This window comes from Streptomyces sp. LS-MS-L19 (assembly GCF_058382285.1).
The window spans coordinates 3,539,846-3,552,836 of record NZ_JBYCLL010000001.1 but is presented as its reverse complement, the minus strand read 5'-3'; the positions used below and the strand labels follow the sequence as shown (position 1 = coordinate 3,552,836).

Below are 12,991 nucleotides of genomic sequence, written 5' to 3'. Positions count from 1 at the left end.
CGACCGGCCACGACGGGCCGTCGGCCGCCCAACGATCCGTCGCGGCACGTCCTGAGGCGTCAGGCCTTCCCCACGAGCTCGAACCCGGCCTCGTCCACGGCGGCGCGCACCGCTTCCTCGTCCAGCGGCGCGGCCGAAACCACCGTGACCTCCCCGCTGGAGGCGACCGCCTTCACCGAGCTGACCCCGTCGATCTCGGAGATCTCCCCGGAGACGGCCCCCTCGCAGTGTCCGCAGCTCATCCCGCTCACCTTGTAGACGGCGGTGACGGAGCCGGCGGTGTCGGTCTGAGTGGTCATGTCGTTCTCCTGATGGCTCATGAGAGGTGTGCACTGTCTACGGTGCCCACACTATACCCCTAGGGGGTATTTCTCAAAGAGGGGCCGGCCTACCTGGTCGCCGCGTCGGCCGACCGGCCGAGTCGGTCGCCGACCAGCGGGTCCAGATAGCGCACGAGCGCGTTCTTCACCTCGCGGACGTACGCCTCGCGCTCGGCGCCCTCATGGGCGAGGACCAGCTCCAGGCCCGCCTTGTACAGGCCGAGGACCATGTGGGCGGTGCGGGTCACGTCGGCCGGGGGGGCCTCGGGCAGCAGTGAGGTCATCAGGGTCTCGAGCCGGCTGATGAGGCCCGCGTGCAGCGCGTCGTGGTCCTCCGCCATCCGGCCGGGGATGTCGGGGCCGTGCATGAGCGCGAAGAACACCGGGTGCTCGCAGTTGAAGGCGATGAACCGGTCCACGGCCGCGCCGACCACCTCCTCCAGCGGGGTCGCCGGGTCGACCGGGGCGAGCGCCTCGCCGTACGTCTCCTGCATCTCGTGCACGAGCCGCCCGCCCAGCTCGATCGCGATCGCTTCCTTGTTCGGGAAGAACTGGTAGAGCGTGCCGGGTGACACGCCGGCCTCGCGGGCGATGGCGTTGGTGCTGGCCGCGGTGTAGCCCGTGGTCGTGAAGACGGTGGCCGCCGCCTCCAGGAGCTGGGCGATCCGGCGTTCGCCGCGGGCCTGACGTCGGCGCGGCTGCTCCTTCTCCTCGTTCTCGGGCACGCGTTATCCCCAGCTTTCCGCACACGGTTGACAAACACGAGCGGCCGCTCGCATTCTGGAAACACGAGCGATCTCTCGTGTTTTCCACTCTACGGTTTCCACGGTGAAGGGGACACCGCACCATGACCGAAGTCAACCGCCCACCCCGGGTCGGCCGCTGGACCCGCCTCGTCACCGCCCGCCCCAGGTTGTCCCTGCTCGCGGCCCTGGTGCTCACCGTCCTCGCCGTGCTGGCCGGCAGCGGGGTCGCCGACCGGCTCGGCGCCGGTGGCTGGGAGGACCCGGCCGCGGAGTCCACCTACGCCACCAAGGCGCTGGAGCGCGACTTCCCGGACTCCCAGCCCAACCTCCTGCTGCTCGTGGACGCGGGCAGCGCCTCGGTGGACGACCCGGCGGTGGCCGCCGCGGCGAACCGCCTCACCGAGCGCCTGGCCGCCGAGCGGGGCATCACCGGCGTCGGCTCCTACTGGACCGCCAAGTCCCCGGCCCTGCGCGCCGAGGACGGCCACGAGGCGCTGATCGCCGCCCGCATCACCGGTGACGAGAAGCGGATGGGCGAGACCCTCGACCGCATCGCCCCCTCCCTGCGGGGGACGCACGGGCCGGTGAAGGTCAAGATAGGCGGGGTCGTCGCGGTGCGGCACGAGATGCAGACGACCATCCAGGAGGACCTCACCCGGGCCGAGATGATCGCCCTGCCGATCACCCTCCTGCTGCTGGTGATGGTCTTCGGCAGCGCGATCGCCGCCCTGCTGCCGCTCGGCATCGGCATCGTCGCGATCCTCGGGACCAACGCCGTGCTGCGCGGCCTGACCGAGTTCACCGACGTCTCCGTCTTCGCGATGAACCTCACCACGGCCCTCGGGCTCGGCCTGGCCATCGACTACGCCCTGTTCATCGTCCGCCGCTTCCGCGAGGAACTGGCCACCGGCGCAGACCCGTTGACAGCGGTCGGCACCACCCTGCGCACCGCGGGCCGCACCGTCCTGTTCTCCGCCCTCACGGTCGCGGTCTCCCTGGCGGCGATGCTGGTCTTCCCGCAGTACTTCCTGCGGTCCTTCGCCTACGCCGGCATGGCGGTGGTCCTCCTCGCCGCGGCCGCCGCCCTGATCCTCCTCCCGGCCGCCCTGATCCTGCTGGGCCACCGGGTCAACTCCCTGGACCTGCGCCGGCTGTTCCGACGCGGGCGGCCGTCCGCGAAAGAACCGGGCACCGCCTGGGCCCGGGGGGCGACCCTCGTGATGCGCCGCGCCCCGTTCTTCGCCCTCGCCACCACCGCCGTCCTGGTCCTGCTCGGACTCCCGTTCCTGGGCGTGAAGTTCGGCACCGCCGACGACCGCCAGCTGCCCGCCTCCGCCGAGTCCCACGTCGTCCAGCAGCACCTGCGTGACGGCTTCCCGGGCAGCCCGGGTGGCGGCCTCGAAGTGCTCGCGGAAGGCAGGGCGACCCCCGCGCAGTACACCGCCTACAAGAACCGCGTCGCGACCCTCCCCGAGGTCCTCCGGGTGGACGGCCCGCTCGTCAAGGGCGACTCGGCCTACTTCACGGTCCAGCCCAAGGGCGAGGCCGTGGACGCCGGAGCACAGCACCTGGTCCGTGAGCTGCGCGCCACCAAGGCACCGTTCGACACCAAGGTCACCGGCACCGCGGCCGTCCTGGTCGACTCCAAGCACGCGATAGGCGACCGACTCCCCTGGGCGGCGGCCTTCATCGCGATCGTCACCCTGCTCCTGGTCTTCCTGCTGACCGGCAGCGTCCTGATCCCGGTCCAGGCGGTCCTCCTCAACGCCCTCAGCCTGACCGCGATGTTCGGCGCGGTGGTCTGGGTCTTCCAGGACGGCCACCTCTCCGGCCTCCTCGGCTTCACCAGCACCGGCTCGATAGAGACCACCCTCCCGGTCCTGATGTTCTGCGTCGCCTTCGGCCTGTCCATGGACTACGGCGTCTTCCTCCTCTCCCGCATCAAGGAGGAGCACGATCGCACCGGCGACCACGAGGAGGCGATCCGCCACGGCCTCCAACGCACGGGAGGCCTGATCACAGCGGCGGCGATCATCCTGGCGGTGGTCATGGTCGCGATAGGCACCTCCAGGGTCACCAACACCAAGATGCTGGGCCTCGGCATAGCCCTGGCCGTCCTGATGGACGCGATGATCGTCCGCAGCCTGCTGGTCCCGGCGGTGATGAAACTGACGGGGAGGGCAACATGGTGGGCCCCGAGGGCTTTGCGGCGCTTCCATGAACGGTTCGGCCTGAGCGAAGGTGAAGTCGAACTGGCTAGGGGCGCGGGACCGTATCGATTTGCGGCTCCGCCGCGGGGCGCGACCGGCCACGACGAACCCGCGGACGAGAACGGCGAGGAGACGGCAGATGCGAGCGGTGGTCTTCGATCACTACGGTGAACCCGCCGAGGTACGGGAGGTGACCGACCCCCACCCGGCCCCTCACGGAGTAGTCGTCCGCGTAGAAGCCACCGGCCTCTGCAGAAGCGACTGGCACGGCTGGCAGGGCCACGACCCGGACATCACCCTCCCGCACGTACCGGGCCATGAACTCGCCGGCACAGTCGAGACGGTCGGCCCCGGCGTGAGCGCCTGGCACCCCGGCGACCGAGTCACCGTCCCCTTCGTCTGCGCCTGCGGCACCTGCCCGTCCTGCCAGGCCGGCGACCACCAGATCTGCGAGCGCCAGACACAGCCCGGCTTCACCCACTGGGGCTCGTTCGCCCAGTACGTGGCGCTGGACCACGCGGACGTGAACCTGGTGGCCGTACCCCAGGACATGTCCTTCACCACGGCCGCATCCCTCGGCTGCCGTTTCGCCACGGCGTTCAGAGCCGTGGTGCAGCAGGGCAGGGTCACCGCGGGGGAGTGGGTGGCGGTGCACGGCTGCGGCGGAGTGGGCCTGTCCGCGGTGATGATCGCGGCGGCCTCCGGCGCCCGGGTCGTCGCCGTGGACGTCTCTCCCCGAGCCCTGGACCTGGCAAGGAAGTTCGGCGCGACGGAGTGCGTGGACGCGAGCGGCACGCAGGACACCGCGGCGGCGGTCCGGGAACTGACCGGCGGGGGCACCCATCTGTCGCTCGACGCCCTGGGCTCCCCGGCCACCTGTGCCGCGTCCGTCAACTCCCTGCGCCGCCGCGGCCGGCACCTCCAGGTCGGTCTGCTGCCCACGCCGGACGGCACGACCCCGGTCCCCATGGCCCGCGCGATCGCCCTGGAACTGGAACTCCTCGGCAGCCACGGCATGGCCGCCCACACCTACCCGCCGATGCTGGAACTGGTCCGGGCGGGCGTGCTGCGACCGGACCTGCTGGTCACGTCCACGATCTCGCTGGACGCGACACCGGACGCCCTCGCGGCGATGGGCACGGCACCCGGAGCGGGGGTGACGGTCATCGAGCCGTGGAGCTGAGGGCGGCCCAGTCGCGGTCGAGGACACCCATGACCACCCAGTCCACCCACTCGCCGTCCCGCAGATCGGCCTCCCGCCGCACCCCTTCGACCACGAAGCCGGCCTTCTCGTAGACCCGCAGGGCACGGGCGTTGTGGCCGTAGGCCTCCAACTCGATCCGGTGCAGGCCCAGCTGCTCGAAGCCGTACCCGACGATGAGGCGGGTGGCCTCGGTGCCGAGCCCCCGGCCGCGTCCCTCGGGGCCGATGAGCGTGCGGAACGTACAGCTGCGGGCGTGGGCGTCGAACTCGTACAGGACGACCTCGCCGACGAGTCGTCCCGTGGCGCGGTCGGTGACGGCGAGGTCGAGCCGGTCGGGCTGCGCGGACCGGGAGCCGTACCAGGACCGCAGCCGCTCCAGGGTGAGTTCGGCGGCGGGCGGGCCGGTGAAGCGAAGGACCTCGGGGTCCTCCAGGATCTTCGCCATGCCGTCGGCGTCCGCCTCGGTGAACGGCCGCAGCACAGCCCTGTCGCCGGTCAGCACGGGTTTGACGGAGAGGTCGCTCATGGGCCGACTGTGCCAGACACGGTTCCCCCGGGCTCGGAATTTCCGGACCACCGCTTCCCGAGGGCCGGCGACTCGCGGGCGGTGCCCGTGTGATCACGACGGGCACCCCGAGTCACCGGTCCGGTCGGCCGTCAGTCCTCTCTTCGCCCCCGGTTGCCCGGCCGCGACGCGACCCACGCCCGCACGGTGTCCGCGTACCAGAAGGGCTTGCCGCCCTCGACATGGTCGGGGGGCGGCAGCAGCCCGTGCTTGCGGTACGACCGCACGGTGTCCGGCTGCACACGGATGTGCGCCGCGATTTCCTTGTACGACCAGAGCCTTCGGTCGGTCATGGGGTGCACCTCCTCGCGCGCACCACGGCGGCGGCCTGGGAACGGCCGTCGGGGGTACCGGGCGCTGCGCTGGCGATCACAGAAGCCTGTGCCCCGTGAACGACAAGCGGTGACCGTGGGTCAGTGTCTGTGTACCGGGTGTGACGCGAAGCCCGCGTACACGCGACATGTGTGACACGGAAGGGGTGTTTGTGACAGAGGTGCCGCAAAGGTGTGCGCGGGCGCGAGGGCGCGGCGCGTTGACTTACGGCACGGGAGTGTGGCCGACCAGCTCCGCCAACTCCCGTGCGGAGTCGGGTGCGAGCCGGTAGACGCCCTGGAGGCTGACCGCGCTGCGCAGCTCGCCGTCCGCGACATGCTTGATCTGCCGTTCGCCGCGTCTCGAACGGTAGGTGAGGCGGCCGAGGAGGTCCGGAGGCACGGGCCGGTCGAAGGCGAGCGGAGCACCGGGCGCACCGAGGAGCACCTCACTGGCACAGCTGGTCTCCAGCAGTCCCCAGCGGTTCAGCCGGGCCCGTTCCTCCCCGTTCAACTCCTCGCGCACGGCGTCGTACTCCACCGTCCGCTCCACCTCCAGCGCACCGAGCACCCACACCTGCTTGCGCAGGACCCGTATCGGCAGGATCCGGTCGCCGGGGCGGACCCCGGCCCGCGTGAAACTCGGCATCGAGGTGTGCGGTCCCCCGAAGAGCACGGTCAGCGGCTCACCCTCGAAGCCCCCGGCGCCGAGCGCGTTGCAGAGGTCGTTGGTCCACAGAGTGGTGTACGTGTCGGCCATGCCCGGAACGCTAGCCGCGGCCACTGACAACGCACCTGGCCCAGGTGGGCCGGACCCGCTGCGCCGGACCCGGCCCACCGGCTCCCCCCCGGACGTCGACCGGATCGACCGGCCGGACGCGCACAGCGTGCAGTCAGCCGGGCCCGCCGGTCTTGGAGAAATCCGCACTCCGCGCGGATGCCCCTGATGCCCCTGAGGTCAGGACCAGGCTCGTGGCCTCTCCTGTCATCCGGTCGCCGGGTGGCGCGCCCGCGAACGGCAGCCGCCGGGCCGTGGTGAACTCCCGTGGCGTACAGCCCGTCATCGCCTTGAACTCGCCGCTCAGATGCGCCTGGTCGTAGAACCCGCAGACGGCCGCGGTCTCCGCCTGTCCATGCCCCGCGGCGAGCAGCCGCCGGGCCCGCTGCAACCGCAGCACCCGTGCGGCCGCCTTGGGGCCCAGCCCGATCTGCTCCCGGAACCGGTTCTCGAGGTGCCGCACGCTCCACCCCACCTCCTCGGCCAGCCGCCGCACCGGCATGGCCCCGCCGGTACGCACCAACTCCGACCAGGCGCGCACCACACGGGCCGAGCACGGCGTACCGGCCTCCCACCACCGCGCGAACACCTCGTCCAGCAGCCGGAACCGGGCCTCCCAGGACGGCAACGCGGCCAGCGCACCGGCGAGTTCACCGACGCGCCGGTCCAGGGCGTGGGGGAGGGCGTCGGGATCGACGGTGCGATTGGCGAGCTCGTACTGCGGGGTGCCGAAGAGCGTGAAAGCGGCCCAGGGGGCCAGCATCACCTCGATCCCGGCCAGCCGTCCGCCGTGCTCACCGACGGCGGGGGTGGTCGTGGGCCCGCAGTAGACGCAGACGAGGGTGTCGGGGTCCCGACCCGCACGACTGATCCGCACGGGCTGATCGAAGCCCAGCAACAAAGTGGCGGCCCCGACAGGCGTCTCAAGCCGCCGCCGAGGTCGATCCATTGCGAACCGGATCCCGCGGTAGCTCAACACCCCGGGCCGCAACCGAGGATGAGGCGCCCCAAGGGCGAACTCCCAGAACCCACCGGGTCCACGCCCGGTACGGACCAGAACCATCGGTCCAGCCTGTCAGCTTTCAGGGGCGCGGGGAACTGCGCGATCAGCCCCCACGCACCCGCAGCCGACCGACTACGCTCCGCAGGACCGCAAGAACGCCCGGGTCCGCTGAGCGATCGGCAACGGCTTGTCCGGCTCACACGGATACATGTCCTGCTCGACGATCGCGAACAGATCCACGTCCAGCCGCCCGGCAGCCTCCAGCACCGGCCCGAGTTCCGGCACCCCCGACGGCGGCTCACACATCACACCCTGCGCCACGGCCGGCCCGAACGGCGTCCCCTTGGCCCGCACGTCCGCCAGGATCTCCGGATCCACCTGCTTGAGGTGCAGGTACCCGATCCGCGACCCGTACGTCTCGATCAGCTTGACGCTGTCGCCGCCGCAGTACGCGTAGTGCCCGGTGTCCAGGCACAGCGACACGAGGGAGGAGTCCGTCGCGTCCAGGAACCGGACCACGTTCTCCTCGCTGTCGATGTGGGTGTCGGCATGCGGGTGGACGACGATCTGGAGTCCGTACTCGTCCCGCACCCGCTGCCCCAGCCGCTCGGTCAGCGAGCTCAGGTTGCCCCACTGCTCGGCCGTCAGCGACGAAGGCTCCAGCACCTCACCCGTCTTGTCGTCCCGCCAGAACGACGGGATCACGACCAGGTGCTTCGCCCCCATGGCCTGCGCCAGCACCGCGTTGTCCGCGACGTGCGCCCAGGTCTTCTCCCACACGGCCTCGCCGTGGTGCAGGCCGGTGAAGACGGTGCCCGCGGACACCTTCAGGCCCCGGCGGTTCACCTCCTCGGTGAGGACTGCGGGATCGGTCGGCAGGTACCCGTACGGCCCCAGCTCGATCCACTCGTAACCGGAGTCGGCGACCTCGTCGAGGAAGCGCTGCCAGGGGACCTGCTGGGGGTCGTCGGGGAACCACACACCCCACGAGTCGGGAGCCGACCCGATCCGGATGCGGGACAGTGAGGGCTGCGGTGCGGGCGCTGTCATGCCGGTCAGCTTCCGATCGGACAGCAAGCGCTGTCAAGGTCTCGTCCGAATGTCTGGACAAAACATTGACAGGGCTCGGCGTACGGGACTACAAACGCCGGGAGAGCCGACACGAAGACAGCACCGCACGCAGACAGCACGACCCGCAGACGGCACGACACGAAGACAGCACGACCCGCAGACGGCACGACACCAAGACCGAAGACCCGCGAAGCCGAAGACCCGCGACGACCGAAGACGCGAAGGCACGAAAGGAAGCCGATGGCGTACGACCTGATCACCATGGGGCGGATCGGTGTGGACCTGTATCCGCTCCAGACCGGTGTCCCGCTGCCGCAGGTGACGTCCTTCGGCAAGTTCCTGGGAGGCTCGGCGACCAACGTCGCGGTCGCCGCCGCACGCCTGGGACGGCGGACCGCGGTGATCACCCGCACCGGCGACGACCCCTTCGGCACCTACCTCCACGAGGCCCTGCGGGACTTCGGCGTCGACGACCGCTGGGTCACCCCGGTCCCCGGCCTGCCGACCCCCGTCACCTTCTGCGAGGTCTTCCCGCCGGACGACTTCCCGCTGTACTTCTACCGGCAGCCCAAGGCCCCTGACCTGGAGATCGACGCCCACGAGCTGGACCTCGACGCCCTCCACGAGGCGAGCGTCTTCTGGGTCACCGGCACCGGCCTGAGCGAGGAGCCGAGCCGTACGGCGACGCTGGCGGCCCTCGCCCACCGCGCCAAGGCCGGCACCACGGTCTTCGACCTGGACTGGCGTCCGATGTTCTGGAGCGACCCGGCCACCGCCCGCCCCTTCTACGAGGAGGCCCTGCGCCACACCACCGTCGCCGTCGGCAACCTCGACGAGGTCGAGGTCGCCACCGGGGTGCGCAAGCCCCGTGAGGCGGCCCAGGCCCTCCTGGACGCCGGTGTCGAGCTCGCGGTCGTCAAGCAGGGCCCCAAGGGCGTCCTCGCCGTCGACAGCAAGGGCAACGAGGCCGAGGTCCCGCCCCTGCCCGTGAACGTCCTCAACGGTCTCGGCGCCGGTGACGCCTTCGGCGGCTCCCTCGTCCACGGCCTCCTCGAAGGCTGGGACCTGGAGAAGATCATGCGCCACGCCAACGCGGCCGGCGCCATCGTCGCCTCCCGCCTCGAGTGCAGCTCGGCGATGCCGACCGTCACCGAGATCGAGGACGCGGTCGCGGCGGGAGCGGTCAAGTGAGCGTCGACATCACCGAACTCGTACGGCTGCGCGCCGAACGCCCCGAGGCGATCGCCGAGGCCGCGGCCCGCCGTCCCCGCAGGCCGCTGCTGAACGACAGCGGCCGCCTGATGATCGTCGCCGCCGACCACCCCGCCCGGGGCGCGCTCGGCGTCGGCGGCAACCGCATGGCCATGGCCAACCGCGCCGACCTGCTGGAACGCCTGGTCCTGGCGCTGTCCCGCCCCGGCGTCGACGGCGTCCTCGCGACCGCCGACATACTCGACGACCTGCTCCTGCTCGGCGCCCTCGACGGCAGGGTCGTCATGGGCTCGATGAACCGCGGCGGCCTCCAGGGCGCCAGCTTCGAGCTCGACGACCGCTTCACCGGCCACCGCCCCGAGGACATGGAGCGCCTCGGCTTCGACGCCGGCAAGCTGCTGCTGCGCATCGACTACGGCGACCCGGGCTCCCTGACCACCATGGAGTCCACGGCCCGCGCCATCGACGACATGGCCGCGCGCAGGCTCCCCGTCTTCGTCGAGCCGTTCATCAGCGGCCGTACCACCGAGGGCAAGGTCAGGAACGACCTCTCCGCCGAGGCCGTCACCAAGTCGATCGCCATCGCCTCCGGCCTGGGCGGTACCTCGGCCTACACCTGGCTCAAGGTCCCGGTCTGCGACAACCCCGACGACATGGGTGAGGTCATGGCCGCCTCCACGCTGCCCGCCGTGCTGCTGGGCGGCGAGGTCGGCGACGATCAGGACGGCGCGTACGAGAAGTGGCGCGGCGCCCTGCAACTGCCCACCGTGCGCGGCCTGGTGGTCGGCCGCTCGCTGCTGTACCCGGCGGACGGCGATGTGGCCGCGGCCGTGGACACCGCCGTAGGACTGCTGTGAGGGCCGCCGCATGACACACAACGAGCTGTACGTCCCCAAGGGCGGCTCCACCAACGCCCAGTACACCGTGGACATCGACCCCAAGCGGGCCGGCTGGACCCACAGCAGTCTGCGCATCGTCGAACTGGCGCCCGGGGGCACGCACACCTTCACCTCCGGTGACAGCGAGTGGATCGTGCTCCCGCTGGAAGGCGGCTGTACGGTCCACGTAGGGAAGGACGAGTTCCAACTCCTGGGACGGGAAAGCGTGTTCGCCGGAGTCTCGGACTTCGCGTACGTGCCCCGGGACGCCCAGGCATCGATCGCCTCCGGCGCGGGAGGCCGCTTCGCCCTGGCAGGAGCGAAGTGCGAGCGACGACTCCCCGCCCGCTACGGCCCCGCGCCGGAGGTCCCCGTCGAACAACGCGGCAGCGGCACGCAGTTGCGGCACGTGCGCAACTTCGCCTCCGCCGACGCCTTCGACTGCGACAAGCTCATCGCCGTCGAGGTCGTCACCCCCGGCGGCAACTGGTCCTCCTACCCGCCGCACAAGCACGACGAGAACCGCCCCGGCGTCGAAGCCGAGCTGGAGGAGATCTACTACTTCGAGATCGACGGCCCGAACGGTTTCGGCTATCAGCGCGTATCTCCCTCCCGTGAGGGCGGATCCGACGTCCTCGCCGAGGTCCGCTCCGGCGACGCCGTCCTCGTCCCCGACGGATGGCACGGCCCGTCCATCGCCCAGCCCGGCCACGACATGTACTACCTGAACGTCATGGCGGGACCGGGTGAGACCCGGGAATGGCGGATCTGCTTCCACCCGGACCACACGGAGGGGTACCGATGACCACCCGCCTGACCGTCGCGCAAGCGCTGGTCCGCTTCCTGGCCGCCCAGTACACCGAACGCGACGGCGTACGGCAGCGGCTGATCTCCGCGACCTGGGGCATCTTCGGCCACGGCAACGTGGCCGGGCTCGGCCAGGCCCTCGTCGAGTACGGCGACGAGATGCCCTTCCACCAGGGCCGCAACGAGCAGTCCATGGTGCACGCGGCCGTCGGCTACGCGCGTCAGTCCAACCGCCTCTCCACCCACGCGGTGACGACCTCCATCGGCCCCGGCGCCACCAACCTGGTCACCGGCGCCGCCCTCGCCACGATCAACCACCTCCCGGTCCTGCTCCTGCCCGGCGACATCTTCGCCACCCGCGTCGCCGACCCTGTCCTCCAGCAGCTGGAGGTCCCGTACGCCGGTGACATATCGGTCAACGACAGCCTGCGCCCGGTGTCGAAGTACTTCGACCGCGTCACCAGGCCGGAAGCCCTGATCCCGGCCGCGCTCCAGGCGATGCGGGTCCTCACCGACCCCGTCGAGACCGGCGCGGTGACGCTCGCGCTGCCCCAGGACGTCCAGGCCGAGGCCTACGACTGGCCGGAGGAGTTCTTCGCCGAGCGCACCTGGGTCGTACGGCGCCCCGGTGCCGACCCGACCGAACTCGCCGAGGCCGTCCGGGCGATCAGGGAGGCCCAGCGGCCCCTCGTCATCGCCGGCGGCGGGGTCCACCACAGCCGCGCCGAGGAGGCGCTGGAGGAGTTCGCCCGCGCCACCGGCATCCCGGTCGCCTCCACCCAGGCCGGCAAGGGCTCCCTGCGCCACGACCACCCCCAGGACGTCGGCGGCGTCGGCCACACCGGCACCGCCACCGCCAACGAACTGGCCCGCCAGGCCGACCTGGTGATCGGCGTCGGCACCCGGTACACGGACTTCACCACGGCCTCCGGCACCCTCTTCGAACAGCAGGGCGTCCGCTTCCTCAACCTCAACATCGCGCCCTACGACGGCCACAAGCTCGCAGGTCAGCCCCTGGTCGCCGACGCCCGCAGCGGCCTCACCGAGCTCACCGAGGCCCTCCAGCTGCACACCCACCGCGTCAGCGGCACGTACATCGACGAGTACAGCCTCGACAAGGAGCGCTGGGAGCAGCGCGTCGACGCCTGCTTCGAGGCCGACGAGCCCGACATCAGGCCGACCCAGCCGCAGGTCCTCGGCGCCCTGGACGCCCTCGTCGACGAGTCCGACGTGGTCATCAACGCGGCCGGCTCCCTCCCCGGCGACCTGCACAAGCTGTGGCGCGCCCGGTCGAGGGACCAGTACCACCTGGAGTACGGCTACTCCTGCATGGGCTACGAGATCCCGGCCGCGATCGGTGTGAAGATGGCCGCTCCCGAGCGGAACGTCTGGGCGCTGGTCGGCGACGGCACGTACCTGATGATGCCGACGGAGATCGTCACGGCCGTACAGGAGGGCATCGCCATCAAGCTGCTCCTGATCCAGAACCACGGCTACGCCTCCATCGGCGGCCTGTCCGAGACGGTCGGCGGCGAGCGCTTCGGCACGGCCTACCGCTACCAGTCGGACGACGGCACCTACACGGGCGCCCCGCTGCCCGTGGACCTGGCCGCCAACGCGGCCAGCCTCGGTATGCGCGTGCTGCGCGCGAAGACCGTACGAGACCTCCGCGCCGCCCTCGCCGAGGCGCGGGCCGCGGACACTCCCACATGTGTCTACGTCGAGACGGAAACGGCAGACACAGTGTCGGGCCCGCCGCCGGCGCAGGCCTGGTGGGATGTACCTGTGGCCGAGACCGCGACCCGACCGTCCGCGGTGAAGGCCCGTGAGCTGTACGAACGGCACGTCTCTACCCGACGCCGCCATCTGTGAAGGAGTACTCGGTC

At 71.1% G+C, this 12,991-nt stretch carries 13 protein-coding genes; 6 read left to right on the top strand and 7 right to left on the bottom strand.

All coding sequences use genetic code 11. The features are described from left to right. Window positions 1-59 precede the first annotated feature (59 nt). On the bottom strand, window positions 60-299 hold the full coding sequence (locus AC2XR2_RS15650) for a heavy-metal-associated domain-containing protein (protein ID WP_030314310.1): 240 nt from the start codon (window positions 297-299) through the stop codon (window positions 60-62). Between the two features lie 89 nt (window positions 300-388). Beyond that, entirely contained in the window at window positions 389-1,045 is a 657-nt protein-coding gene (locus tag AC2XR2_RS15645) for a TetR/AcrR family transcriptional regulator (protein ID WP_449351222.1), read from the bottom strand. Between the two features lie 122 nt (window positions 1,046-1,167). On the opposite strand from AC2XR2_RS15645, the gene AC2XR2_RS15640 reads away from it, so the two are divergent. Continuing rightward, window positions 1,168-3,447 carry an MMPL family transporter gene (locus AC2XR2_RS15640; protein ID WP_491515352.1) on the top strand — a complete coding sequence of 760 codons (2,280 nt, stop codon included), beginning with the start codon at window positions 1,168-1,170 and terminating at the stop codon, window positions 3,445-3,447. Beyond that, on the top strand, window positions 3,416-4,459 hold the full coding sequence (locus tag AC2XR2_RS15635) for a zinc-dependent alcohol dehydrogenase family protein (protein ID WP_491515351.1): 1,044 nt from the start codon (window positions 3,416-3,418) through the stop codon (window positions 4,457-4,459). The genes AC2XR2_RS15640 and AC2XR2_RS15635 overlap by 32 nt, the downstream gene beginning before the upstream one ends. Here AC2XR2_RS15635 and AC2XR2_RS15630 read toward each other — a convergent pair. The 5 genes from AC2XR2_RS15630 to AC2XR2_RS15610 all read right to left on the bottom strand — a co-directional run bounded on the left by AC2XR2_RS15630 (window position 4,440) and on the right by AC2XR2_RS15610 (window position 8,187). Then, a complete protein-coding gene (locus AC2XR2_RS15630) occupies window positions 4,440-5,006 on the bottom strand; it encodes a GNAT family N-acetyltransferase (RefSeq protein ID WP_491515350.1) in 567 nt (188 codons plus the stop codon). The genes AC2XR2_RS15635 and AC2XR2_RS15630 overlap by 20 nt on opposite strands. Window positions 5,007-5,137: 131 nt before the next feature. Beyond that, window positions 5,138-5,338 carry a helix-turn-helix transcriptional regulator gene (locus AC2XR2_RS15625; protein WP_020116516.1) on the bottom strand — a complete coding sequence of 67 codons (201 nt, stop codon included), beginning with the start codon at window positions 5,336-5,338 and terminating at the stop codon, window positions 5,138-5,140. Window positions 5,339-5,582: 244 nt separating this feature from the next. Beyond that, entirely contained in the window at window positions 5,583-6,116 is a 534-nt protein-coding gene (locus AC2XR2_RS15620) for a hypothetical protein (protein ID WP_491515349.1), read from the bottom strand. Between the two features lie 133 nt (window positions 6,117-6,249). Next, window positions 6,250-7,083 (bottom strand): helix-turn-helix domain-containing protein, encoded by an 834-nt coding sequence (locus AC2XR2_RS15615; protein WP_491515348.1) that lies wholly within the window; start codon window positions 7,081-7,083, stop codon window positions 6,250-6,252. Between the two features lie 186 nt (window positions 7,084-7,269). Next, window positions 7,270-8,187 carry a sugar phosphate isomerase/epimerase family protein gene (locus AC2XR2_RS15610; RefSeq protein WP_381298895.1) on the bottom strand — a complete coding sequence of 306 codons (918 nt, stop codon included), beginning with the start codon at window positions 8,185-8,187 and terminating at the stop codon, window positions 7,270-7,272. Window positions 8,188-8,448: 261 nt separating this feature from the next. Between AC2XR2_RS15610 and iolC the strand changes: the two genes are divergently transcribed. The 4 genes from iolC to iolD are packed head-to-tail and all read left to right on the top strand — an operon-like array spanning window position 8,449 to window position 12,977. After that, window positions 8,449-9,399 (top strand): 5-dehydro-2-deoxygluconokinase, encoded by a 951-nt coding sequence (gene iolC, locus AC2XR2_RS15605; protein ID WP_491515347.1) that lies wholly within the window; start codon window positions 8,449-8,451, stop codon window positions 9,397-9,399. Beyond that, window positions 9,396-10,277 (top strand): Cgl0159 family (beta/alpha)8-fold protein, encoded by an 882-nt coding sequence (locus AC2XR2_RS15600; RefSeq protein ID WP_491515346.1) that lies wholly within the window; start codon window positions 9,396-9,398, stop codon window positions 10,275-10,277. Before iolC ends, AC2XR2_RS15600 begins: the two co-directional genes overlap by 4 nt. Before the next feature lie 10 nt (window positions 10,278-10,287). Then, window positions 10,288-11,103: a 5-deoxy-glucuronate isomerase gene (gene iolB / locus AC2XR2_RS15595; protein WP_330266817.1), complete on the top strand. Its 816-nt coding sequence runs from the start codon at window positions 10,288-10,290 to the stop codon at window positions 11,101-11,103. Then, on the top strand, window positions 11,100-12,977 hold the full coding sequence (gene iolD / locus AC2XR2_RS15590; RefSeq protein WP_491515345.1) for a 3D-(3,5/4)-trihydroxycyclohexane-1,2-dione acylhydrolase (decyclizing): 1,878 nt from the start codon (window positions 11,100-11,102) through the stop codon (window positions 12,975-12,977). The genes iolB and iolD overlap by 4 nt, the downstream gene beginning before the upstream one ends. Window positions 12,978-12,991: the final 14 nt, after the last annotated feature.